This is a genomic window from Duganella hordei (assembly GCF_040369125.1).
In the GTDB taxonomy this organism is placed as follows: domain Bacteria; phylum Pseudomonadota; class Gammaproteobacteria; order Burkholderiales; family Burkholderiaceae_D; genus Rugamonas; species Rugamonas hordei.
The window spans coordinates 105,132-126,808 of the sequence record NZ_BPWI01000002.1 but is presented as its reverse complement, the minus strand read 5'-3'; the positions used below and the strand labels follow the sequence as shown (position 1 = coordinate 126,808).

The 21,677-nt window shown below is 60.7% G+C and carries 25 protein-coding genes; 6 read left to right on the top strand and 19 right to left on the bottom strand.

The window, feature by feature from the left end; genetic code table 11:
• Window positions 1-124: 124 nt before the first annotated feature.
• Together ABWW33_RS04745 and ABWW33_RS04740 are read left to right on the top strand one after the other, a co-directional pair.
• On the top strand, window positions 125-1,900 hold the full coding sequence (locus ABWW33_RS04745) for an Ig-like domain-containing protein (RefSeq protein ID WP_353399496.1): 1,776 nt from the start codon (window positions 125-127) through the stop codon (window positions 1,898-1,900).
• 24 nt (window positions 1,901-1,924) lie between these two features.
• Window positions 1,925-3,070 (top strand): OmpA family protein, encoded by a 1,146-nt coding sequence (locus tag ABWW33_RS04740; protein WP_353399493.1) that lies wholly within the window; start codon window positions 1,925-1,927, stop codon window positions 3,068-3,070.
• A gap of 12 nt (window positions 3,071-3,082) precedes the next feature.
• On the opposite strand, the gene ABWW33_RS04735 is transcribed toward ABWW33_RS04740, so the two are convergent.
• Window positions 3,083-3,844, bottom strand: a complete 762-nt coding sequence (locus ABWW33_RS04735) for a ThuA domain-containing protein (protein WP_353399490.1) — start codon at window positions 3,842-3,844, stop codon at window positions 3,083-3,085.
• 196 nt (window positions 3,845-4,040) lie between these two features.
• Here ABWW33_RS04735 and rpsK point away from each other — a divergent pair, with 196 nt between their 5' ends.
• Window positions 4,041-4,445, top strand: a complete 405-nt coding sequence (gene rpsK / locus ABWW33_RS04730) for a 30S ribosomal protein S11 (protein ID WP_353399487.1) — start codon at window positions 4,041-4,043, stop codon at window positions 4,443-4,445.
• A 21-nt stretch (window positions 4,446-4,466) separates the two neighbouring features.
• Here rpsK and ABWW33_RS04725 read toward each other — a convergent pair whose 3' ends face one another.
• The 4 genes from ABWW33_RS04725 to ABWW33_RS04710 form a co-directional block, all read right to left on the bottom strand.
• Window positions 4,467-4,820, bottom strand: a complete 354-nt coding sequence (locus ABWW33_RS04725; protein ID WP_353399484.1) for a YkgJ family cysteine cluster protein — start codon at window positions 4,818-4,820, stop codon at window positions 4,467-4,469.
• Between the two features lie 110 nt (window positions 4,821-4,930).
• On the bottom strand, window positions 4,931-5,122 hold the full coding sequence (locus ABWW33_RS04720; RefSeq protein WP_353399481.1) for a ribbon-helix-helix protein: 192 nt from the start codon (window positions 5,120-5,122) through the stop codon (window positions 4,931-4,933).
• 69 nt (window positions 5,123-5,191) lie between these two features.
• Window positions 5,192-5,392, bottom strand: coding sequence for a ribbon-helix-helix protein (locus tag ABWW33_RS04715; RefSeq protein ID WP_353399478.1), 201 nt, complete (start codon window positions 5,390-5,392; stop codon window positions 5,192-5,194).
• A 163-nt stretch (window positions 5,393-5,555) separates the two neighbouring features.
• Window positions 5,556-6,401, bottom strand: a complete 846-nt coding sequence (locus ABWW33_RS04710; protein WP_353399475.1) for a spermine/spermidine synthase domain-containing protein — start codon at window positions 6,399-6,401, stop codon at window positions 5,556-5,558.
• An 803-nt stretch (window positions 6,402-7,204) separates the two neighbouring features.
• Here ABWW33_RS04710 and ABWW33_RS04705 point away from each other — a divergent pair.
• The gene (locus ABWW33_RS04705) at window positions 7,205-8,005 is read left to right on the top strand and encodes a fused MFS/spermidine synthase (protein WP_353399472.1); all 801 of its coding nucleotides are present in this window, start codon (window positions 7,205-7,207) and stop codon (window positions 8,003-8,005) included.
• Between the two features lie 55 nt (window positions 8,006-8,060).
• Here ABWW33_RS04705 and ABWW33_RS04700 read toward each other — a convergent pair whose 3' ends face one another.
• The 12 genes from ABWW33_RS04700 to tyrS form a co-directional block, all read right to left on the bottom strand.
• Window positions 8,061-8,528: a YaiI/YqxD family protein gene (locus tag ABWW33_RS04700; protein WP_353399469.1), complete on the bottom strand. Its 468-nt coding sequence runs from the start codon at window positions 8,526-8,528 to the stop codon at window positions 8,061-8,063.
• Complete coding sequence (ruvB, locus tag ABWW33_RS04695; RefSeq protein ID WP_176654784.1) at window positions 8,528-9,583, bottom strand: Holliday junction branch migration DNA helicase RuvB; 1,056 nt, start codon at window positions 9,581-9,583, stop codon at window positions 8,528-8,530. Before ruvB ends, ABWW33_RS04700 begins: the two co-directional genes overlap by 1 nt.
• Window positions 9,584-9,765: 182 nt before the next feature.
• Entirely contained in the window at window positions 9,766-10,479 is a 714-nt protein-coding gene (locus tag ABWW33_RS04690) for a phosphoribosyltransferase (RefSeq protein ID WP_176654785.1), read from the bottom strand.
• 69 nt (window positions 10,480-10,548) lie between these two features.
• Window positions 10,549-11,127 (bottom strand): Holliday junction branch migration protein RuvA, encoded by a 579-nt coding sequence (gene ruvA / locus ABWW33_RS04685; RefSeq protein WP_176654786.1) that lies wholly within the window; start codon window positions 11,125-11,127, stop codon window positions 10,549-10,551.
• Between the two features lie 27 nt (window positions 11,128-11,154).
• The gene (ruvC, locus tag ABWW33_RS04680) at window positions 11,155-11,715 is read right to left on the bottom strand and encodes a crossover junction endodeoxyribonuclease RuvC (RefSeq protein WP_353399466.1); all 561 of its coding nucleotides are present in this window, start codon (window positions 11,713-11,715) and stop codon (window positions 11,155-11,157) included.
• A gap of 109 nt (window positions 11,716-11,824) precedes the next feature.
• Window positions 11,825-13,411, bottom strand: coding sequence for a bifunctional phosphoribosylaminoimidazolecarboxamide formyltransferase/IMP cyclohydrolase (gene purH, locus ABWW33_RS04675; RefSeq protein ID WP_176654788.1), 1,587 nt, complete (start codon window positions 13,409-13,411; stop codon window positions 11,825-11,827).
• A 94-nt stretch (window positions 13,412-13,505) separates the two neighbouring features.
• The gene (locus ABWW33_RS04670; RefSeq protein ID WP_008445162.1) at window positions 13,506-13,739 is read right to left on the bottom strand and encodes a helix-turn-helix domain-containing protein; all 234 of its coding nucleotides are present in this window, start codon (window positions 13,737-13,739) and stop codon (window positions 13,506-13,508) included.
• 109 nt (window positions 13,740-13,848) lie between these two features.
• Window positions 13,849-14,865 carry a tRNA dihydrouridine synthase DusB gene (gene dusB, locus ABWW33_RS04665; RefSeq protein ID WP_176654789.1) on the bottom strand — a complete coding sequence of 339 codons (1,017 nt, stop codon included), beginning with the start codon at window positions 14,863-14,865 and terminating at the stop codon, window positions 13,849-13,851.
• Between the two features lie 146 nt (window positions 14,866-15,011).
• Window positions 15,012-15,662 carry a histidine phosphatase family protein gene (locus ABWW33_RS04660; RefSeq protein WP_353399461.1) on the bottom strand — a complete coding sequence of 217 codons (651 nt, stop codon included), beginning with the start codon at window positions 15,660-15,662 and terminating at the stop codon, window positions 15,012-15,014.
• Window positions 15,659-16,327 carry a YbhB/YbcL family Raf kinase inhibitor-like protein gene (locus tag ABWW33_RS04655; RefSeq protein WP_176654791.1) on the bottom strand — a complete coding sequence of 223 codons (669 nt, stop codon included), beginning with the start codon at window positions 16,325-16,327 and terminating at the stop codon, window positions 15,659-15,661. Before ABWW33_RS04655 ends, ABWW33_RS04660 begins: the two co-directional genes overlap by 4 nt.
• Window positions 16,328-16,344: 17 nt before the next feature.
• Window positions 16,345-16,791 (bottom strand): D-aminoacyl-tRNA deacylase, encoded by a 447-nt coding sequence (dtd, locus tag ABWW33_RS04650; protein ID WP_176654792.1) that lies wholly within the window; start codon window positions 16,789-16,791, stop codon window positions 16,345-16,347.
• The gene (tyrS, locus tag ABWW33_RS04645; RefSeq protein WP_176654793.1) at window positions 16,788-18,041 is read right to left on the bottom strand and encodes a tyrosine--tRNA ligase; all 1,254 of its coding nucleotides are present in this window, start codon (window positions 18,039-18,041) and stop codon (window positions 16,788-16,790) included. The genes dtd and tyrS overlap by 4 nt, the downstream gene beginning before the upstream one ends.
• 157 nt (window positions 18,042-18,198) lie before the next feature.
• Here tyrS and ABWW33_RS04640 point away from each other — a divergent pair, with 157 nt between their 5' ends.
• Window positions 18,199-19,581, top strand: a complete 1,383-nt coding sequence (locus ABWW33_RS04640) for a M23 family metallopeptidase (RefSeq protein ID WP_176654794.1) — start codon at window positions 18,199-18,201, stop codon at window positions 19,579-19,581.
• Window positions 19,582-19,718: 137 nt separating this feature from the next.
• A complete protein-coding gene (locus tag ABWW33_RS04635) occupies window positions 19,719-20,813 on the top strand; it encodes an anhydro-N-acetylmuramic acid kinase (RefSeq protein WP_353399456.1) in 1,095 nt (364 codons plus the stop codon).
• Window positions 20,814-20,875: 62 nt separating this feature from the next.
• Here the strand turns inward: ABWW33_RS04635 and erpA are convergent, their stop codons facing one another.
• Window positions 20,876-21,238, bottom strand: coding sequence for an iron-sulfur cluster insertion protein ErpA (gene erpA, locus ABWW33_RS04630; RefSeq protein ID WP_008445143.1), 363 nt, complete (start codon window positions 21,236-21,238; stop codon window positions 20,876-20,878).
• Window positions 21,239-21,289: 51 nt separating this feature from the next.
• A complete protein-coding gene (locus ABWW33_RS04625; protein WP_176654796.1) occupies window positions 21,290-21,661 on the bottom strand; it encodes a bactofilin family protein in 372 nt (123 codons plus the stop codon).
• Between the last annotated feature and the right edge of the window lie 16 nt (window positions 21,662-21,677).

The window sequence follows — 21,677 nt, the reverse complement described above, 5'->3', positions numbered from 1 at the left end:
TAAAGCGCTATGCGCGCAAGCGCACATACCGGCGCCGGCGGGCATGACATCGTGAACCACTTGCCTTTCGCCAACAGCGAAGGCAGCTAGTTGGTCCACTGATTTCAGTACAAAAGGAAACATCATGAATGTCCTGCAGAGATACACCAAGACACTGTTCTATTCCGTCGGCTTCCTCGCCGCCACCTTGCTGGCAGGCTGCGGCGGCGGCGACCAGGGGCGCGATCCCATCCTCGGCGTGCCCGGCGCGACGCTGGTTTCGCTGGCCGTCACGCCCTTGGCCCCTAGCATCGCCCTCGGCGCCACCCAGCAGTTCAGCGCCAGCGCAACCTTGAGCGACGGCTCCACACAGCCGGTGACCGCCACCTGGACCTCGGCCACCCCGGCCGTCGCCACCATCGGCGGCGCTACCGGACTGGCCACCGGTGTCACCCCTGGCACCGCCGTCATCAGCGCAGCCTACGGCGGCAAGACCGCGTCGGCCACGCTGACCGTCACGCCGGCCGTGCTGATGTCGATCGCCGTCGCGCCGCAAAACCCGACCGTGCAGATTGCCGCCAGCCGTCAACTGACCGTCCTCGGCACCTATTCCGACGCCACCACCAAGGACCTGACCGGCAGCTCGACCTTCGTGTCGGCAACGCCAGCCAGCGCCACCGTCAGCAACGGCGGCCTGGTCACCGGCGCCGCCCTCGGCACCTCGGTGGTCACCGCCACCAGCGGCGGCAAGAGCGCGGCCACCACCATCACCGTGCCTGGCGTAGCGCTGACCAGCATCGCCGTGACACCGCAAAACCCGACCGTGCAGATCGGCGCCACGCGCCAGCTGGCCGTCATCGGCACCTATTCGGATGCCTCCACCCAGGATCTGACCGCCAGCTCGAGCTTCGCGTCGGCAACGCCTGGCAGCGCCACCGTCAGCACCGGCGGCCTGGTCACCGGCGCCGCATCGGGCAGCTCGGTCATCACCGCCACCACCAGCGGCAAGAACGCGGCCACCACCGTCACCGTGCCTGCAGTGACGCTGTCCAGCATCGCCGTTACGCCACTGACCTCCACCGTCGTGGCCGGCGGCCTGCAGCAATTCGTCGCCACCGCGACCTATTCGGATAACACCACCGCGTTTGTCACCAGTTCCGCCGCATGGACCTCGAACAGCCCGTCGATCGGCACCGTGGCCTCCACCGGCGTCGCCACCGGCGTCGCTGCCGGCACCGCCACCATCACCGCCACCGTCGGCACCAAATCGGGCAGCGCCGCGCTGACCGTTACCGCCGTCGCGCCTCCGCCACCACCTGTCTCGCTGTCGGTACCGCTGGGTAGCGCCGCCAATTTCGCAGTACTGGCAGGCACCTCGCTGACCAACAACTCCGGCGGCACCACGCTGATTACCGGCAACGTCGGCGCGCCGTCGCAAACCACCGACCCGACGCTGGCCGCCGGCTACACCAACTACAAGTCCGGCGCCATCCTGTCCGGCGCCATGGCCGATCTGCAAACCGCCATCAGCAACGCAAACGGCCGCACCTGCGACGTCAGCTTTGCCGGCGACATCGACCTCGGCGGCCTGACCCTGGCCCCTGGCGTCTACTGCTACGCCGGCGCCATCAACATCACCGGCACGCTGACGCTGAACGGTCCCGGCGTCTACATCTTCCGCACCGCGCTGACGCTCAACTCGACCGCCAACGCGATCGTCGCCCTGAGCAACGGCGCCACCGCAGGCGATGTGAGCTGGGTGCCGGTTGGTCCCGCCACCCTGGGCGCCAATGGCGTCTTCAAAGGCACGATCCTCGGCCAGTCGGCTGCGATCACGGTGGGCGACAACACCACGCTGCTCAACGGCCGTGTGCTGACCGCCGCCGCCGTCACGCTGCGCAACAACCAGATCGCCAAATAAACGCTCATCTATCGGGACATCATCATGACCATCGCAAAAAAAATCGGAACCCTGAGCGCGCTCGCCTGCGCCATGCTCACCATCCAGCTCGCACAAGCGGAAGAGCCCTTTGTCAATCCGGAATGGGCCAACAGCGCCTGGTACCTGGGCGCAGGCGTCGGCCGCTCGCGCGCCACCATCGACGAGCAGCGCCTGACGGACAGCCTGAAAGCCAACGGCGCCACGGTCACGGCGTTCAGCAAGGATGAGCGCGACACCGGCTACAAGCTGTTCGTCGGCAAGCAGCTGAACCGCTACCTGGCGGTGGAGCTGGGCTACTTCGACCTGGGCAAATTCAGCTTCAACTCGACCACGTCCGGCAACGGCGTGTTCAACGGCGAGGCCGGCTTCAAGGGCGCCAACCTGGACTTGCTGGGACAGTTTCCGTTCACCGAACGGCTGTCGCTGCTGGGCCGGGTCGGCATGAACTACGCCAAGACCAGCACCCACTTCACAGGCAACCGCCTGATGGCGGTGACCGGTCCCGATCATAGCGAGCGCAAGCTCAACGCCAAGGCCGGCCTGGGCCTGGAGTACAAGCTGAGCGAAGCCTTGGCCGTGCGCGGCGAGATGGAACGTTATCGCGTCAACGACGCCGTCGGCAATCGCGGCGACGTCGACCTGCTGTCGGTCAGCCTGGTCTACAAGTTGGGCCGACCTGCGCACAGCGCGCCGGTCTATGTGCCGCCGCCGGCTGCGGAACCAGCGCCGCCGCCGGTGGTAGCGCCGGCCCCGCCTCCGCCGCCGCCAAAAGCACCGGAGCCGACATCGGAAAAAGTCTCGTTCGCCGCCGAAGCGTTGTTTGATTTCGACAAGTCGGTCGTCAAGCAGGACGGCAAGGCCGCGCTGGACGATCTGCTGCTCAAGCTGCAAGGCATGAACACCGAAGTGATGGTCACCGTCGGCCATACCGACTCGGTGGGCTCGGACGACTACAACCAGAAACTGTCGCTGCGCCGCGCCGAAGCGGTCAAGGCTTATCTGGTGTCCAAAGGCATGGACGCCGCTCGCATCTACACCGAAGGCAAGGGCGAGACCCAGCCGATGGCCGACAACAAGACGGCTGAAGGCCGCGCCAAAAACCGCCGCGTGACGGTCGAGGTGGTCGGCACGCGCACGGTCAAAAAATAAGCCGGAAGGCGGCTACTGCTGGATGCCCTTGCCTGTGGCGGTCCAGTAGATGCCGCCCATCAGGTGTCCCAGGTATTGCGGGTCGCGGTACATCTCTCCGTTGTGTCCCAACGAAGTGATGAACACGCGGCCCTTTTCGTATGTGTGGTACCACGCCACAGGGTGATCCTTGCCCATGCCGTGCGTCACCTGGCCCGGCCAGATCTTGGTCGGATCGTAGGTGCTTTCGTCGACATTCAGCACGGGATGGATCTTGATGTCATACGGATTGTCGAACACATACCATTCATCGCTCCAGACCCAGCGCGACGGCAAGCCGTAGGTCGCCGGGAATTTCCTGTCTACCACCTCGGCCACGCCGGTCTGCAGCATCGGGTGGTTGCCGACGCGGCGGCCGATCAGTTTTTCAAACCATGGCCAGGTATTGGGCGGAATGATCAGCGCGCGGTGCACCAGCATGGCGTTGCCGCCGTTGCGCATGTAGTCCTCGAATTTCTTGCGGCGCGGCTCGCTCAGTTCCTCGCCCGGCGTATTGAGGAACATGATGGCGGCGTACTGACTCAAGTCGCCGTCGAACACTTCCGGCTTGTTGGTGTAGGTCAGCTCGAAGGCATGCAGCTTGGCCAGCGTCTCCAGGCTGTCGCGCGCGATCGGGATGTACTCGTAGTGATACTTGCCCGGCATCGCCAGCACCAGCAGCTTGTACTGGTTGTCCGCATGAACCGAAGGGGCAAGCAGCAGCCCGGCGCACAGCGCCATCACTATTTTCCTCATGGCAGTCCTCATAAAAAAAGATAGCGCTAACATCTCATGGCGCATGGCAGTTGTAAAGCACTATCCACGACTTCCCGGTCCGCCACATCGGCGCCGGTCGGCAGCTGCATTACGTTTAGCTCACACAATATGATAAGGTGATTATCATATGAGTTACATGCGAGAGTGATAGAATGCACGCTCAAATAGGAGAAATATGGCAAAGTCAGCCAATAAGGCAACATCGGCACGCATGCGAAAAAAGGTCAGCAGGAACGTCAGCTCCGCGATCGCGCACGTCCACGCATCGTTCAACAATACGATCATCACGATTACGGATCTGCAAGGGAATGCGCTTTCCTGGGCAACCTCCGGCAGCGCCGGATTCAAGGGGTCGCGTAAATCGACCGCGTTCGCAGCACAGGTTGCTGCCGACGCCGCCGGAAAACTTGCTGTGGAGTTTGGCGTTCACAGTCTGCAGGTGCGCATCCAAGGTCCGGGACCTGGTCGTGAGTCGGCGGTACGCGCTTTGAACAGCCTCGGCATAAGGATCCTCGAGGTCCAGGATGTAACCCCCATGCCGCATAATGGCTGCCGCCCGCCAAAACGCCGTCGCATCTAGATATCGTTAAAGCGTTTGCCGTCAAAGCAGTACGTGACGTACTTCCCTGAAATACGTAAATATTTCTTGCTCGATTGCAGGGGAAATCATTTCCGCCGGCCGTCTGTGGTTGGGACACATGAGTTGCGGCGTGGTACCGAACAAACGGCAAATCAAGGGACGCTCGGCATACACCTCACATCCTCCACTGCCGAGATAGGGGCAACTCCAAGCGGCGAGCGCGGCTTCATGCTCCGCCGCGCTCTTTACCGGCAGCCTGGCGATCTCCACGGTGGAAATGCGTACAGGCCCGCAGCAATCATGGCAGCCCGGAACGCACTCGAACTCCGGTATCCTGCTGCGGAAGAATTTGATTTTCTGACTATGTCCACCCATACCCTAGACCGTTTCAACGAAGATCGACGCCTGGCTCGGCAAGGCAATCCGCCTGCGCCGATCGCGGAGTCCGGGGTGAATCCCGGTCCGGCAGCGCCGGCATCAAGGATTTATTTTTTTTGCGGTGGTAATCCGAGTGTATTTTTCGTACTGTAATGAACGTCATGCTGTTCAAGGTACTCGCGCATCAGTCGACGCAGGACCTGGGACGGCGTCAGATCCTGGGCCGCGCACAACTCCTCAAATGCCTTCTTCTTGGCAGGGTCGAGCAAAATAGTCATGCGGGCAGATTTGGTTTCCATTGGTCTAGATGAGAATGAGTAGTCAATTATAATTTGATTATAATTGAATTCCCTGAAAACGCTGAAAAACTATGATGCTTCTTCTTCGACTTGCTTCTTGCCAATTCGACTTTTGGTACTATAGTCGATACCAAAACTCTCCATATAGTCCCGCATAAGCTGGCGCAATACTTGTGAAGGTGTCAAATCCTGACTCGCGCACAGCCGTTCAAACGCTTGTTTCTTCACCGGGTCGACCAGCACGGTCATCCGCGCCGTTTTGCTTTCCATGATCATGTCCTAAACTGCTGAAAATGCCGACATTATAATTGAATTAGCATTGCATTCCCCCAAATGCCCATTCGAATGATGGCGGCAAGGGCCTTGCCCGGGCAACACCGGCAGCCTGAAATCCAGGCCCTGAACAATCCTTGAACATCGAATGCCCAGTCGATCAATAGGGCATAAAGGCCGCGCCAACATCATAGTCGGCGATCGCATCAAATTCCGCGTCACTCTTGTCGTGAGCGGTTTTCAGCCTGTCGACAAAGTCTCCTAACGCGAGGCCATGCCGGAGGTCAAGTTGTTCAGCACGCTTTACCAGCGTCGGGCGATGCGTCATCTGGCCCACATCTTTCGTTGCAAGGATGATGCGATTGATGCACCCGGACGGATCGCCCCACCACAACCTCGGCCCAAAGACTTTCCGCAAGCGCGTCATCACAGGCATTAAATCATCAGTCGTACCAAATACATTCGACACAAGGACGCCATCCAGGTCCAGCACCTCGCTGCAGCGTCGATAGAAAATTTCGGTGCTGAGTTTGGGCGCCAGGCCATCCGCCACGAAACCATCATGCAAAATGACATCGACAGTATGTTGCATGCCGAACAGATAGTCCTCGGCATCGGCATGAATGATTTGGAAGCGTTCATCATCCTCAGGCAGCATGAATTGCCGCCTGAGCGCAATGACGTGCTGATCCAATTCCAGCACGGTTATGCGCGTCGCATATAAGTGGCGATAGCAGAACTTGGCCAACGAGCCGCCGCCCAAACCTATCATTAAAATATGGCGGGGTGCCGGTTTCGTCAGCAAAAAAGCCATCATGGCCCGCGTATAGCTCAACAACAATTCATCAGGTGCGGCAATGCACATGGCGCTTTGAATATAGCGCCCGTCGAAATGCAGCGTACGCATGCCGCCATGATCGAACGCGAAGGGCTTGCCTTGACTGTAGGCCAGTCGGTCCGCAAAACGATGGGAATGCATCGCGTAATCATCGTCCAAGTTCAACATTTGCTTCCAGCCACCACGAGAAATCCTCTGCAGTCCACCTGCGACGCCTTACCGGACGGAAATGTCTGCCATCCAAACCCTGGCGTGCCCGCCACCTGCCAGGCCGGGGAGCATACGCAGAAAAGCATCATTTTACACCACTTTAATGATACGTACATTATCATGCTATGGTAATGTATACCAACGAGCCGTCTCTCTCCCGCGCCGCGCAGACAACCGGTCAGAAAGCTGGGTCGTCAGGACCGGTAGCCTAGTTTTGACATCAATGCAGCATAAAAAACGTTTAGATAAAAATGAAAATAACTGAAAACTGCCCCACAGCTCCCAGCAGTGCCCAATGCCCCAGGCACCGGGAGACGGAGAGCGTTTGGCAAGTCAGGCCCCTTACCGTCAGGGAGTACGGCAAGCGGATGCTAAAGACGAGTTGTGAATATCTCTGCGAAGAACGCCGATGCAAAATCGTCGGTTCAATCAGCTGATTCCAGACACATGCATTCATTGACCACAGTGCCAGTTTATGAATGCCAAGCTTGGCGCATTGACTGGAAAATCGAAACACACGCAGTATCAATTCCCATTGACAGCGACCGTAAAAATTAACCACGTCTTGAAAAATGTTATACCGACAAACGCGACAATCCTGTTCATCGCCTTTTTTTGAGTTACAGGTCAACGCCATTCTCAAGAGATTTGTGGCTCGGTCTCTTTTAGTTTCCCCCTCGCCACGTTTAATACGAAGTTTGGGATTTTATATTACCTCCACTTTGCTCACCGAAAAACTTCCGCCCCGCCAGGACTGCGTGATGATGCTTTTGGGGAAACTATCGGATTTACTTCTTCTCTCGCTCTCCGATAAACCAATTCTTCACAAGAAACAAAGTTCACTGGCGCTGATGTTCGACGCTTTTTCAATTCAGAGCGAAATGAATCTGGACGAACCGGATGATCTGGTTTTGGCTTACACACAATCCATGATGGGCTTTCTTTTATTTAAACGAAATCCAAATAAAATCGGCATGATAGGCTTGGGCGGAGGTTCTTTGGCAAAATTTTGCTATCGCCATCTCCCCGAGTCCGCCATTGCGGTCGCGGAGATTGACCGACAGGTGATTGATTTGCGCGACCAATTCTTTGTCCCGGAAGATGATGAGCGATTTAATGTGGCTTGCATGGATGGCGCAGAATTCGTCCGGCACGCGGACGCGGAATTTGATGTATTGCTAGTTGATGGCTTTGATAACAACGGCCAACCGCCCCAACTATGTAGCCAACAATTTTATCAGGACTGCTATAAGGCTTTGACCCCAAATGGCGTGATGGTGGTGAATCTGCTTGGCGGCGATTTGTGGCAGACAAATATTTATATAAATCGCATGCGGAATAGTTTTGGTGGTTCGGTCATTATGATCAATGCGCTGGACTCCTTAAATATGATCGCCTTCGCGGCCAAAGGCGACGCGATGAATCTGGACAGGGAAATACTGCAAAGACGAATGATGCGGTTGACGATGTTGCACCCGGTAATACTACGTGCAACGGCTCAACGCATCCTGGCTGCACAGAAGGCAATCAATATCCGCCGAAAAAATATTTTGGTTGGGTAGCTTGGATTGAAAATTACGCGCCTCTACATCTTGCGGCCATCGAGATCGTGCGCAGTCAACTGCGGCTGGCGGCCTCGCGCTGGATCTTGCTGATGTGACGGTCCAGGCTGTTGGCGAAGGCCTGGCGGTCGCCCTGGCTGAAGGCGGCCGGGCCGCCGGTGTCGACGCCGCTGCCACGCAGTTCGTCCATGAAGGCGCGCATCGTCAGCATCTGCGCGATGTTGTCGTTGGTGTAGAACTCGCCGCGCGGGTTGAGCGCGTAGCCGCCCTTCTTCAGCACGTCCGACGCCAGCGGGATGTCGCCGGTGACGACCAGGTCGCCCGGCGCCAGCAGGCGCACGATTTCCTGGTCCGCCACGTCGGCGCCGGACGGCACCTGCACCGAACGGATGAAGCGCGACGGCGGCACCCGCAGCAGCTGGTTGGCCACCAGCGTGACCTGCATCTGCGTGCGGTCCGCCACGCGGTAGAGGATGTCCTTGATGACCGCCGGACAGGCGTCGGCGTCGACCCAGATCTGCATCACAGGTCCCACAGTTCGCCGTTGGGATTGGTGCGCGGCGCGGCGACGCCGAAGTGCTTGTACGCGGCCGGCGTGGCGACGCGGCCGCGCGGCGTGCGCTGCAAAAAGCCTTGCTGGATCAAATAGGGTTCCAGCACGTCCTCGATGGTGTCGGCAGCCTCGCCGATGGCGGCCGCCAGGTTGCCGATGCCGACCGGGCCGCCGCCGAACTTGAACAGCACCGCTTCGAGCAGCTTGCGGTCCATGACGTCGAAGCCGACGGTGTCGACGTCGAGCATGACCAGCGCGGCGTCGGCGGTGGCCTTGGTGATGTCGCCGTTGCTCTTGACTTCGGCGTAGTCGCGCACGCGGCGCAGCAGGCGGTTGGCGATACGCGGCGTGCCGCGCGCGCGGCGGGCGATTTCCACCGCGCCGTCCGGGGCGATGTTGGCCTTCAGCAGCGCGGCGCTGCGGGTGACGATCTTGGTCAGTTCCTCGGTGTTGTAGAACTCCAGCCGGGCGACGATGCCGAAGCGGTCGCGCAGCGGATTGGTCAGCATGCCGGCGCGCGTGGTCGCGCCCACCAGAGTGAACGGCTGCAGGTCCAGCTTGACGGAACGGGCCGCCGGGCCTTCGCCGATCATGATGTCGATCTGGTAGTCTTCCAGCGCCGGGTACAGGATCTCCTCGACCACCGGCGACAGGCGGTGGATTTCGTCGATGAACAGGACGTCGTTGGCTTCCAGGTTGGTCAGGATGGCGGCCAGGTCGCCCGGACGCTCCAGCACCGGGCCGGAAGTCTGGCGCAGGTTGACGCCCATCTCGCGCGCGATGATGTTGGCCAGCGTGGTCTTGCCCAAGCCCGGCGGGCCGAACAGCAGCGTGTGGTCGAGCGCCTCCTTGCGGTTGCGGGCGGCGGCGATGAAGATTTCCAGCTGGTCGCGGATCTTGGACTGCCCGACATATTCATCGAGATGCTTGGGGCGCAAGGCGCGCTCGATCGCCTCCTCATTCGGCGACGACGGCGCCGCGTCGATGATGCGCTGTTCGGTGAAGCTGTCGGTCTGGATGCTCATCAATACTCAATCAAGTGTTCTTGTCATTCAACTGGGGAGGCAAGGCGCTCAACATACGGCGCACGTAGTCTCCTATCATTTCGTTCCCGGCAAGCAGCTGCTCTTGCTCGGTTTGGCTCAGCATCCGGACTTTACCCTTCAACTCAGGCAAACTATCCAGTTTCACAACCAAAGGTTCAACTTTACCCTCCTCCACCAACTTCCTCCAAGCGCTCAATGACTCTTTCGCTTGTTGAAGTCTGAATAAGATATCGGGCTTCTGAAGCGGTGAGACAGTCGAAGCCGAATCCGAAACGTTGCCTCCACCAGAATTCGATTGTTCCATGCTTCCTCCTCAATTCAACGAGCTGATTCCCAGTTGGTGTCAGCGTAGCCGAATGTGCTTTTCCGGTCAGCACGCTCGCTCCGAGGATCTGGCTACCTTGGCCTAGAATATGGCCTCGCAGATTGGCAAGCGTACCACCTTGACCGATAAAGTCGTCGACCAGTACATAGTGTAGGCCAGATTCCACGTGCCCCCTGAAAATCGCCTGATTTGCCAAGCGAACAAATCCGCTTGAGCCAGTGTGGCCCACAACGTTGGCCTGAAATACGCGTTCCTCGACATTCCATCTCAACAGATGGGCAAGAACTTCAGCCATGGCCCTGGGGATCGCGTTCATGCCTGCGGACTCTTCTGCAAGCACGGGCAACAAGACTGGTGCTTGCGAACCGAATTCGCGACTCATGCGATCTACCAGCTCATACGAGAGCGAATCAAGTATCAGCCTAACCGATGCAATAACGTCGCCTGACTTGCTTTGTTGATAGCTGGGGTGTTGTTTGACGTGCTGCTCTGATGCGTGAATGAGAACGTCCGGAAAATCATTCCAGGGAAAGCGTTTCGCGTGCTCCATGATCGGCGCCTCCACCTAAGCTCGAACATCGAGCTTAGGTGGAGGCACCCGCAATGCGTTTGAGACGGATCAGCCTTTGGAAAGCGCTTTCAGCGCTTGCTTGATGCCGTCCGACACGCCGCTGCCGGCGGGCACGGTCTTCAACGCCAGCAGGGCTTCCTTGTCGGAGTAGCCCAGCGCCAGCAGCGCGTTCAGGATATCAGATTGCGAGTCCGGCACCGCATGGCCGCCGCCGGCGCCGATGTCCGCGCCCAGCTTGCCCTTCAGTTCCAGCAGCAGGCGCTCGGCGGTCTTCTTGCCGATGCCGGGCACCTTGATCAGGCGGCCCGACTCCTGCAACGTCACCGCCTGCGCCAGGTCGGAGATCGACATGCCCGACAGGATCGACAGCGCGGTGCGCGCGCCGACGCCGGTGATCTTGATCAACTGGCGGAACACGGCGCGCTCCTCGGCGTTGCCGAAGCCGAACAGCAGATGCGCGTCCTCGCGGATTGCCTGGTGCGTGAACAGCACCACTTTTTCGCCCACGCCGGGCAGGTTGTAGAAAGTGCTCATCGGTACATCGACTTCATAGCCGACGCCACCGCAGTCCACCAGCAGTTGCGGCGGATTTTTTTCAAGCAAAGTACCGGAGAGACGACCGATCATCGTGTTGTAGCCTATAAAAAAGAGGGATTAACCGACCAGGCGGCCGTTTTTCATGCGCAAGCCGGCCAGCGGACCGCGGGCGGCCGTCGTCGTGCCCCTGCCGGCGCCGGCGATCAGGGTCAGCGTTTCGCGGCTGTGGGCGTGGCAGATGGCGATGCCCAGCGCGTCGGCGGCGTCGGTGCCGGGCAGGCCGGGCAGCGACAGCAGCCGCGCCACCATGTCCTGCACCTGCGCCTTGACCGCGCGGCCGGTGCCCACCACCGCCTGCTTGACCTGGGTCGGCGAATATTCGGCCACGCTCAGCTGCGCCGACACCAGCGCGCAGATGGCCGCGCCACGCGCCTGGCCCAGCAGCAGGGTCGACTGCGGATTGACGTTGACAAACACCTGCTCGATGGCCGAGCAGTCGGGATTGTAGAGCCGGGCCACTTCGGCCACGCCGTCCAGGATCACCTTCAGCCGCGCCGGCAGGTCGCCCTCGCCGCTCTTGATGGTGCCGGAGGCGATGTAGCGCAGCTTCGCACCCTGCTTGTGGATGACGCCAAAGCCGGTCGTGCGCAAGCCAGGGTCGATGCCGAGAATAATCATTGATGGATTGTATGCAGTAAAGAAAAAGCCCGCAAGCTTGCGGGCTTCTGAATAGTGAGGTTGCTGCAAAATGGGCGCAACGAAGCTGCGGCCGTTTTGCAGCGACCGATTAGTGGCGGAAGTGACGGGTGCCGGTGTAGAGCATCACCACGCCGCGCTCGTCGGCCGCGTCGATCACTTCCTGGTCGCGCATCGAGCCGCCCGGATGGATCACGCAGGTCGCGCCGGCGTCCACCACCACGTCCAGGCCGTCGCGGAACGGGAAGAAGGCGTCCGACGCCACCACCGAACCGGCCAGCGACAGGCCGGCGTTCTGCGCCTTGATCGAGGCGATGCGGGCCGAGTCGATACGGCTCATCTGGCCGGCCCCCACGCCCAGGGTCATGTTGTTGCCGCAGAAGACGATCGCGTTGGACTTGACGTACTTGGCCACGCGCCAGGCGAACATCAGATCCTGCAGCTGCTGCGGCGTAGGCTGCAGCTTGGACACCACTTTCAAATCGGCGATCAGCACGTTCTTGGAATCGGCCGACTGCACCAGCAAACCGCCGCCGACGCGCTTGAAGTCCATGGCATTGACGCCGTTGCCCAGCGGGATTTCCAGCAAGCGCACGTTCTGCTTGGCCGACAGGATCTGCTTGGCTTCAGCCGAGAACGTCGGCGCGATCAGCACTTCGACGAACAGCTTGGCCAGTTCGGTCGCGGCAGCCGCGTCCACTTCCACGTTGAAGGCGATGATGCCGCCAAAAGCCGAGGTCGGGTCGGTCTGCAGCGCGCGCTTGTAGGCCTCGACGGCATTGGCGCCCAGCGCCACGCCGCAAGGATTGGCGTGCTTGACGATCACGCAGGCGGCGCTGTGGTCGAAGCCGCCCATGCTCTTCACGCATTCCCACGCGGCATCGGCATCGGCGATGTTGTTGAACGACAGTTCCTTCCCCTGCAGCTGTTTGTAGTTGGCCAGCGCGCCTTCGGTCTTGACGATGTCGCGGTAGAACGCGGCCGACTGGTGCGGGTTCTCGCCGTAGCGCATGTCCTGCACTTTTTCAAACGCCACGTTCAGCGTTTTCGGATAGGCGTTGCGGCTGGCGTGGGCGCGGGTGGCGTCCAGGCTGGTCAGGTAGTTGGCGATGGCGCCGTCGTACTGCGCGGTGTGCGCGTAGACCTTGGTGGCCAGCGTGAAGCGGGTGTCGTAGCTGACGTAGCCGGGGGCGTTGTCGGTGGTCTTCATTTCCGCCAGCACCACGCCGTAGTCCGACGGGTCGCAGATGACAACCACGTCCTTGTGGTTCTTGGCGGCGGAACGCAGCATGGCCGGGCCGCCGATGTCGATGTTCTCGATCGCGTCTTCCAGCGTGCAGGTGTCCTTGGCGACGGTGGCCTGGAACGGGTACAGGTTGACCACGACCATGTCGATGGTCGGAATGTTGTGCTCTTCCAGCTTGGCCACGTGCTCGGGGAAGTCGCGGCGGGCCAGGATGCCGCCATGAACCTTCGGATGCAGCGTCTTGACGCGGCCATCCAGCATCTCCGGGAAACCGGTGTAGTCGGCAACTTCGGTCACTGCCACGCCGTTGTCGGCCAGCAGTTTGGCGGTGCCGCCGGTCGACAGGATGTTGACGCCCATGGCGGACAGCGCGCGGGCGAAGTCCAGCACACCGGTTTTGTCGGATACGGAGATGAGAGCTTGTTTAATCATGGCTATGAGAGGCTAGGTGGTTGAATATTCTGTATGTCGAGGCCGGCCAACAGCGGCCGTCCCCAGCCGCTCATGCCGGAAAAACGCGCGCTGTTTACAGCAGGCCGTGTTCTTGCAGTTTTTTGCGCAGCGTGTTGCGGTTGATGCCCAGCATCTGCGCGGCGTGCGACTGGTTGCCGTCGGCACGCGTCATGACTACTTCCAGTATCGGCTTTTCGACGGTCAGCACGACCATGTCGTAGATGTTCGATGCCTGCTGCTCGCCCAGGTCGTTGAAGTAATCTTCAAGGCTCTTCTGGACTACTTCCTGGATACTTTCTTTGCTCATTTTATGTCGTTCGCTCATTAAATCTGTTGACGCTGGTAAATCAACCCGGGGCTTGTGACCCTGGCGCTTACCCTTTTGATCTGACTTTTTTAGTGCTCTCTACACCGTCTCAGGCGGCTTGCAGTTCTTCCGCGAGGCGGTATTGTAACCGCTCGCCGTGACTCCACTGGGATTCGAAAAATTGATCAACGGCAATCAGCTGTTCTTCAGTGGATTCCAGCAGGTTCATTTTCTGACGGAATTCCTCGCCGCCGGCAAGGTCGCGCACGTACCAGCCGATGTGCTTGCGTGCGGTGCGCACGCCCAGGTAGTCGCCGTAAAAGGCGTAGTGGGCGCGCAGGTGTTCGTCCATCAACGCGCGCACCTCGTCGACGTACGGCGCCGGCAGATGGGTGCCGGTGCGCAGGTAATGGTCGATCTCGCGGAAGATCCACGGCCGGCCTTGCGCGGCGCGGCCGACCATGACGGCGTCGGCGCCCGTGTAGTCCAGGACAAACTTGGCTTTTTCCGGCGACGTGATGTCGCCGTTGGCCACCACCGGAATGGCCACCGAGCGCTTGACCGCCGCGATGGTGTCGTACTCGGCGTCGCCGGTGTAGCCGTCGGCGCGGGTGCGGCCGTGCAGCGTCAGCATGGCGATGCCGGCGTCTTCCGCGATGCGCGCGATGTTCAGCGCGTTTTTATGGGATCGATTCCAGCCGGTGCGGAATTTCAGCGTGACGGGAACGTCGACAGCGCCCACCACCGCATCGAGGATTTGCCTGACCAGCGCTTCGTCCTGCAGCAGCGCCGAGCCGCACCAGGCGTTGCACACTTTCTTGACCGGGCAGCCCATGTTGATATCGATGATCTGGGCGCCGCGCTCGACGTTGAAACGGGCGCAATCGGCCAGGTCCTGCGGGTCGGCGCCCGCGATCTGCACCGCTTTCGGCTCCATCTCGCCGGTGTGGTCGGTACGACGCGAGCTTTTCTCGGTCGCCCACAAGCGCGGGTTCGAGGCCGCCATTTCCGACACCGCATAGCCCGCTCCCAGCTGTTTGCACAGCTGGCGGAATGGACGATCCGTGACGCCAGCCATGGGGGCGACGAAAACGTTGTTGCGCAGTAAATGAGGGCCGATTTGCACTGGCGATACCTGAACGGGAAGAAGGAACCCTCTATTTTAACCGAAGGGCTGCTCAAATAATAAGCACTATTTTTTATGAATCCGGCAAATGTGCAGCCTTGCCGTTATGAGTGACTATTTCCGTGCGTAAATTTTCAGCGCGGTCGTCAGACTATATCGTCCAGGGCAGCCAGGCTCAGGTGTTCGACTTCGCCCCAGCTGTCGAGCGACAATTTGCCGTCCGCCCAGCTGAAGCGGTTGATGCTGGCGTTCTTGACCTGGAAGTCGCGCGGGCTGTCCAGCGACATGCCGACGGCTTCGCGGTAGGCGCACTCCAGCACGCCGCCGTGGGCGACGATGGCGATGGTGCAGCCCGGATGGCGCGCCGCCCAGCCGGCGATGCCGGCGGTGGAGCGCTGGTAGAACTGGCGAAAGCTTTCCGCCTCGCGCGCGCCCGGCGGCATCACGGCATCGATATCGCGGGCTTGCCACAATGCGTACTCGGCCGGGTATTCGCGTTCGATGTCGGCATACAGCATGCCTTCGAACACGCCGTAGCAGCGCTCGCGCAACTGCGGATCCGTTTGCAGGCTCAGGCCGTCGTAGTGGCCGGCCGCGGCCTGCGCGGTTTGCATCGCCCGCTGCAGGTCGCTGGACACCAGCACGTCGAGCTGCTCGCCTGCCAATGCCTGCGCCAGCGCCTCGGCCTGGCGTTCGCCTTCTTCATTGAGCGGGATGTCGGTGTGGCCCTGGAGGCGGCGCGCGGCGTTCCAGGCCGTCTCGCCATGGCGGATCAGCAAAATGGTGGTGTTCTTCATGCAGTCTTTTTTCTCGACCGCCGCGCCAGCGCGGACAGTACCGGATTCAGGGTGTAGCTGCCGATCAGCTGGGCTTCGTCGATGATATGACCGTGTATGGCGTTGAGCACGTCGACGCAGGTGAAGCGCCCTTCCAGCTCCAGCCGCGGAACATCCAGCGCATAGATGCGGAAAACATAATGGTGCACACGCTCATCGTTAAACGGCGGACAGGGGCCATCATACCCGTAATAGTCGCCGGCCATCGCCGGGTCGGCCGAAAACCATCCGCTGTAATCGTTGATGCCCTGGCGCAGCCGCATGCCGTCCAATACGAATTCCGGCCCCGGCTTGCCGCGCGCGGTCACGCCGTCCGCCATGGCGCCCTCGGCAATGGACGTCAGGCCGGCCGGGATATCGATGACGCTCCAGTGGAAGAAGTCACCGCGCGGCAAGCCGGCGGCCAGCGTGCAATCGGCGCGGTTGACGTTGCTGGCATCCTGCGGCGCGTCGCCGTCTATGCACAGCAGGACCAGCGATTCCGTGCCGGCCGGCACATCGCGCCAGGCCAGGTGGGGATTGCGGTTGGCGGACAAACCGACCTGCCCGCCCGCATCCAGCGCGGCGAAGGCGTAGTCCGCGGGAATGGTGTCGCCATTGCGAAAACTGTCGCTGGAAAGTTTCATGTCCGTCTCCCCGCTATTTATTTAGCGTTAGTTTGCAGCCAAAACGTCACCGGGCCGTCGTTGGTCAGCGAGACTTTCATGTCCGCGCCAAATTGGCCGGTTTGCACCACCGCATGCTTGAGGCGCGCCCGTTCGACAAAATAATTGAACAGGCGCAGGCCGTCGGCCGGCGCGGCGGCCGGCGTGAACGACGGCCGCGTACCCGACTTGGTATCGGCCGCCAGCGTGAACTGCGGCACCAGCAGCAAGCCGCCGGCCACGTCGGTGACGCTGCGGTTCATCTTGCCGGCCTCGTCCGCAAACACCCGGTAGCCCAGCAGCTTGGTCAGCAAGGCATCGGCCTCCCTCTCGGTGTCGTTGCGCTCGGCGCATACCAGCACCATCAAACCGGCGTCGATGGCGCCGACGGTGGCGCCGTCGACCACCACGCTGGCGCTGCTGACGCGCTGCAACAGCCCTATCATGCGGTCAGCGTCACGCGCGCGAACTTGCGCTTGCCCACTTGCAGCACAAAGGTGCCGGCATCGATCTTGACCGTCTTGTCGCTGATCACGGTGCCGTCGATGCGCACGCCGCCCTGGTCTATCATGCGGCCGGCCTCGGACACCGACGCGCACAGGCCCGCCGACTTCAGCAGTTGCTGGATGCCGGCCGGCGCGCCCGGCAGCGTGATTTCCGCCACGTCGTCCGGGATGCCGCCCTTGGAACGGTTGACGAAATCGTTCAGCGCCTCTTCGGCGGCGGCCTGCGAGTGGAAGCGGGCGACGATTTCCTGCGCCAGCGCCACCTTGGCGTCGCGCGGATTGGCGCCGCCGTCCACGGTCGCCTTCAGCGCGGCCAGGTCGGCGATCGAGCGGAACGACAGCAGCTCGTAATACTTCCACATCATCACGTCGGAAATGCTCATGATCTTGGCGAACATGGTGTTGGCCGGTTCGGTGATGCCGATGTAATTGTTCTTCGACTTGGACATCTTGTCGACGCCGTCCAGGCCTTCCAGCAGCGGCATCGTCAAAATGCACTGCGGCTCCTGGTCATAATCCTTCTGCAGCTCGCGGCCAACAAGCAAGTTAAATTTCTGGTCTGTTCCACCTAGCTCAAGGTCTGCCTTCAAAGCGACCGAATCGTAGCCTTGCATCAACGGATAGAGGAACTCATGGACGGCAATCGGTGTCCCATTCTTGAAGCGTTTGCTGAAATCGTCGCGTTCCATCATGCGCGCCACGGTGTAGTGCGAGGCCAGCTTGATCAGGCCGCGCGCGCCCAGCGGGTCGCACCACTCGGAGTTGTAGCGGATTTCGGTCCTGGCCGGATCCAACACCAGCGAGGCTTGCTTGAAATAGGTCATGGCGTTTTGCTCGACCTGCTCGCGCGTCAGCGGCGGACGGGTGGCGTTGCGGCCGGACGGATCGCCGATCATGGAGGTGAAATCGCCGATCAGGAAAATCACCTGGTGGCCCAGGTCTTGCAGCTGGCGCATCTTGTTCAATACAACGGTGTGGCCAAGGTGCAGGTCGGGTGCGGTAGGATCCAGGCCCAGCTTGATGCGCAGCGGTACGCCGCTTTGTTCGGAGCGCGCCAGTTTCTGGGCGAACTCGCTTTCAATCAGCAACTCGTCGACACCGCGTTTGGTGATGGCGAGAGCCTCCAGGACGCTGTCGGTCAGCGGCAATGCTTTAGAGGGGGCCGGCGGTGTCGAAACAGTGGTAGTCATAATTTTTTGCGGTATTTTTCAGAAAAAGGTAGGCAGCCTCAGGAGTTTGATATAATCCTCGATCCATCAATCTTGCCGTACGAAAACGAACTTAAACAATAATTAGAAGAAATAAAACGTTCCTGAATAGTTCAAGCGGCAAATTTTAACTGATTGCATGAACCAAATACATAAATTCACGAGCTCACGCTTGTTCAATCTGCTAGGTTCTACGCGCAAGGCGCGCATCGTCAGCGCGTCTGCATTGTTTCTTGCAGTATGTGCGTTTGGTGCGGCCGGCGTAGCTCCGCTCGCCCCGGATGCTTCCGATTTGCCAGTCAAGTCGGTGCAGGAATCGGTGGCGCTGCCAGACCTCAGCTCGCAAATCAGCGCGCTGGAACAGCAATCCTCCAACGAACATTTCGTCCACGAAGAAAAGATCCGCGCCGGCGATACGCTGGCCGCATTGCTGAATCGTTTGGGTGTGGACGATGAGGCGGCCGAGAACTTTATCAAAAAAGATAAAGTCGCGAAAGGCGTCATGCAGCTGAAGACGGGCAAGCGCGTCCAGGCGCAGACCGACGACGAGGGCAACCTGCAATGGCTGCGCGCGGTGGTCGTCGACGGCAAGGACAATCCGGTCAAGAACATCAAGATCAGCCGCAAGGGCGACAACTTTGTCGCCGAGGAAGAAGCGGCCAAGCTGGAACGCCGCGTGGAAATGCACGCGCGCACCATCAGCTCGACCTTGTATGCGGCAACCGATTCGAGCGAAGACGGCACCAAGCTGCCGGACTCTATCGTCAAGCAGATCGTCGAGATGTTCTCGACCAGCATCGACTTTCGCGGCGACCTGAAACGGGGCGACCATTTTAATGTGGTGTACGAAACGTTCTGGCAGGATGGCGAGTTTGTGCGAGCGGGCCGCATCCTGGCCGGCGAGTTCACCAACAAGGGCACGACGTATCAGTCGGTCTGGTTCGAAGATCCACAAAGCAAGCAGGGCGGCGGCTACTACAGCTTCGACGGCAAAGCCCTCAAGAAAGCCTTCCTCAAATCCCCGGTTGAATTCTCCCGTATCTCTTCTGGCTTCGCGATGCGCGTGCATCCGATTTCCGGCCAGTGGAAAGCCCACAAAGGCATCGATTTCCCTGCACCGACCGGCACGCCGATCCGCGCTTCGGGCGACGGCGTCATCGATTTCGCCGGCACCCAGAACGGCTACGGCAATTTCGTCATGATCAAGCACTGGGCCAACTACACCACCGCCTACGCACACATGAGCCGCTTCGCGCCTGGCATCAAAAAAGGCAGCAAGGTCAGCCAGGGTGACGTGATCGGCTACGTCGGCACCACCGGCTGGTCGACCGGCGCGCACCTGCACTACGAGTTCCGCGTCGGCGGCGAAGCCAGGGACCCAAGCACCATGAACGTGCAAGCCCAGGCCCCGTTGACAGCGGCGGAAATGTCGCGCTTCAAAGCCTACGCTTCGGACATGTCGCACCGCTTCGCGCTGCTGCAACCGGGCGGCTCCGGCGGCACACGCGTCGCGGCGAAATAAACGCAACGTAAGACTTATCAAGACAGGTCGCTTCGGCGGCCTGTTTTTTTATGATGATGCGCCGCTGGGTTCGCTTCTTCCGTGCGACAACGCACGCAAGCTCAGGCAAAATACGTTTTTGAACAATGGGGGCTGCGATGGCGTTGTATATCGGTTTAATGTCCGGCACCAGCCTGGACGGCGTGGACGGCGCACTGGCGCAATTTGACGGCGACGCCATCAGCACGCTGGGCGCGGCCTACATCCCCTTCCCTCCCGCGTTGCGCGCCGACCTGATGGCGCTGCAGGCGGCCGGCCCCAATGAGATCGAGCGCGAGGCATTGGCCGCCAACCAGCTGGCGCGGTTCTACGCCGATTGCGTGCAGGCATTGCTGGCCGAAGCCAGGCTGCAGCCCAAGGATGTGCGCGCGGTGGCGGTCCATGGCCAGACCATCCGCCATCGCCCCGAGCTGGGCTTCACGCGCCAGACCAACAACCCCGCCCTGCTGGCCGAGCTGTGCGGCATCGACGTGATTGCCGACTTCCGCAGCCGCGACATCGCCGCCGGCGGCCAGGGCGCGCCGCTGGTGCCGGCCTTTCACCAAGCCTTGTTCGGCAAGGCCAGGCAGACGCGGGTGGTCGCCAACATCGGCGGCATCTCGAATATCAGCGTGCTGGCCGACGGCCAGGTGACCGGTTTCGACACCGGCCCCGGCAACGTGCTGATGGATGCCTGGATAGGCCGCCACCAGGGCAAGGAATACGACCAGGACGGCGCCTGGGCGGCCAGCGGCAAGGAAATCCCGGGATTGCTGGCGAGCATGCTGGCGGAGCCGTATTTCGCCGTGCCGGCCCCCAAGAGCACCGGGCGCGACCTGTTCCACGCCGACTGGCTGGATGGGCAGTTGGCGGCGTTCCCGACCGCCGCGCCGGAAGATGTGCAGTGCACGCTGACCAGGCTGACCGCGCTGACGCTGGCGCAGGCGATACGGGCCTATGGCGGCGGCGCGGACGCGGTCTATGTCTGCGGTGGAGGCGCCTACAACGGCGTGCTGATGAGCGAATTGGGCACCGTGCTGGGCAAGCAGGTGCTGGTGGCGTCGACCCAGGCGCTGGGCGTGGCGCCCAACCGCGTGGAGGCGCTGGCGTTCGCCTGGCTGGGATACCGCTTCAGCGAGCGGCTGGCGGGCAATTTGCCGAGCGTAACGGGCGCCAGCGGCGACCGCGTGCTGGGCGCGCTATACCCCCGCTGAAAAAACAACGGCGGAGCAACCGAAGTTGTCCGCCGTGGTGTCCGCGTTGTGCGGAGTGAAACTTATACCGAGAACGACGAGCCGCAGCCGCAGGTCGAGGTCGCGGTTGGATTCTTGATCACGAATTGCGCGCCTTCCAGGTCGTCCTTGTAGTCGATTTCCGCGCCGACCAGGTACTGGTAGCTCATCGAATCGATCAACAGCTGAACGCCGTTCTTGACCATGGTGGTGTCGTCTTCGTTGACGATTTCGTCAAACGTGAAGCCGTACTGGAAGCCGGAGCAGCCGCCACCCTGCACGAATACGCGCAGTTTCAGGTCTGGATTACCCTCTTCCTCGATCAGTTGGGCGACCTTTTCGGCCGCGCTATCGGTGAAGATGATAGGCGACGGGATTACATCTAGCGATTCGGCGACAGCATTCATTTCAGACTCCTACGTGAAAACATTTGGCCCATTATAGACCCTTGGCGTAAATTATGCTCCGGAGACCACCAAAAGGGGTTCCACGCCGGAACTGTCGCGATGGGTCAATTGCCCCAGCACCTGTGCGCCGCCGTGCATTTCCAAAACTTTGTAGCACACATCCCCAATGATGCGGGCTTTGGGCTGGATTTCAAGCAAGGCGGTGCTGATTACGCTGCCCTTGATCTCGCCATTGACCACCAGATGGTCGCAGCGCACCTCGCCCTCGATCCGGGCGTTCTCGCCAATCACCAGGTAGCTGGCGTGGCCGGCCTCGGCAACCACGTTGCCGAATACCTTGCCATCGATGCGCATGCCGCCGCGAAACAACAGATTACCGTCTACGCGGGTGGTGGCGCCGATCAGGCTGTCCATATCGGTCATGTGTGGCTTTCTGATT

What these genes read in the sequence shown, in the direction of transcription:
- ABWW33_RS04745 (WP_353399496.1), top strand. Translation starts at nt 125, where the DNA reads ATGAATGTCCTGCAGAGATACACCAAGACACTGTTCTATTCCGTCGGC.
- ABWW33_RS04740 (WP_353399493.1), top strand. Translation starts at nt 1,925, where the DNA reads ATGACCATCGCAAAAAAAATCGGAACCCTGAGCGCGCTCGCCTGCGCC.
- ABWW33_RS04735 (WP_353399490.1), bottom strand. Translation starts at nt 3,844, where the DNA reads ATGAGGAAAATAGTGATGGCGCTGTGCGCCGGGCTGCTGCTTGCCCCT.
- rpsK (WP_353399487.1), top strand. Translation starts at nt 4,041, where the DNA reads ATGGCAAAGTCAGCCAATAAGGCAACATCGGCACGCATGCGAAAAAAG.
- ABWW33_RS04725 (WP_353399484.1), bottom strand. Translation starts at nt 4,820, where the DNA reads ATGGGTGGACATAGTCAGAAAATCAAATTCTTCCGCAGCAGGATACCG.
- ABWW33_RS04720 (WP_353399481.1), bottom strand. Translation starts at nt 5,122, where the DNA reads ATGGAAACCAAATCTGCCCGCATGACTATTTTGCTCGACCCTGCCAAG.
- ABWW33_RS04715 (WP_353399478.1), bottom strand. Translation starts at nt 5,392, where the DNA reads ATGGAAAGCAAAACGGCGCGGATGACCGTGCTGGTCGACCCGGTGAAG.
- ABWW33_RS04710 (WP_353399475.1), bottom strand. Translation starts at nt 6,401, where the DNA reads ATGTTGAACTTGGACGATGATTACGCGATGCATTCCCATCGTTTTGCG.
- ABWW33_RS04705 (WP_353399472.1), top strand. Translation starts at nt 7,205, where the DNA reads ATGATGCTTTTGGGGAAACTATCGGATTTACTTCTTCTCTCGCTCTCC.
- ABWW33_RS04700 (WP_353399469.1), bottom strand. Translation starts at nt 8,528, where the DNA reads ATGCAGATCTGGGTCGACGCCGACGCCTGTCCGGCGGTCATCAAGGAC.
- ruvB (WP_176654784.1), bottom strand. Translation starts at nt 9,583, where the DNA reads ATGAGCATCCAGACCGACAGCTTCACCGAACAGCGCATCATCGACGCG.
- ABWW33_RS04690 (WP_176654785.1), bottom strand. Translation starts at nt 10,479, where the DNA reads ATGGAGCACGCGAAACGCTTTCCCTGGAATGATTTTCCGGACGTTCTC.
- ruvA (WP_176654786.1), bottom strand. Translation starts at nt 11,127, where the DNA reads ATGATCGGTCGTCTCTCCGGTACTTTGCTTGAAAAAAATCCGCCGCAA.
- ruvC (WP_353399466.1), bottom strand. Translation starts at nt 11,715, where the DNA reads ATGATTATTCTCGGCATCGACCCTGGCTTGCGCACGACCGGCTTTGGC.
- purH (WP_176654788.1), bottom strand. Translation starts at nt 13,411, where the DNA reads ATGATTAAACAAGCTCTCATCTCCGTATCCGACAAAACCGGTGTGCTG.
- ABWW33_RS04670 (WP_008445162.1), bottom strand. Translation starts at nt 13,739, where the DNA reads ATGAGCAAAGAAAGTATCCAGGAAGTAGTCCAGAAGAGCCTTGAAGAT.
- ABWW33_RS04660 (WP_353399461.1), bottom strand. Translation starts at nt 15,662, where the DNA reads ATGAAGAACACCACCATTTTGCTGATCCGCCATGGCGAGACGGCCTGG.
- ABWW33_RS04655 (WP_176654791.1), bottom strand. Translation starts at nt 16,327, where the DNA reads ATGAAACTTTCCAGCGACAGTTTTCGCAATGGCGACACCATTCCCGCG.
- dtd (WP_176654792.1), bottom strand. Translation starts at nt 16,791, where the DNA reads ATGATAGGGCTGTTGCAGCGCGTCAGCAGCGCCAGCGTGGTGGTCGAC.
- tyrS (WP_176654793.1), bottom strand. Translation starts at nt 18,041, where the DNA reads ATGACTACCACTGTTTCGACACCGCCGGCCCCCTCTAAAGCATTGCCG.
- ABWW33_RS04640 (WP_176654794.1), top strand. Translation starts at nt 18,199, where the DNA reads ATGAACCAAATACATAAATTCACGAGCTCACGCTTGTTCAATCTGCTA.
- ABWW33_RS04635 (WP_353399456.1), top strand. Translation starts at nt 19,719, where the DNA reads ATGGCGTTGTATATCGGTTTAATGTCCGGCACCAGCCTGGACGGCGTG.
- erpA (WP_008445143.1), bottom strand. Translation starts at nt 21,238, where the DNA reads ATGAATGCTGTCGCCGAATCGCTAGATGTAATCCCGTCGCCTATCATC.
- ABWW33_RS04625 (WP_176654796.1), bottom strand. Translation starts at nt 21,661, where the DNA reads ATGACCGATATGGACAGCCTGATCGGCGCCACCACCCGCGTAGACGGT.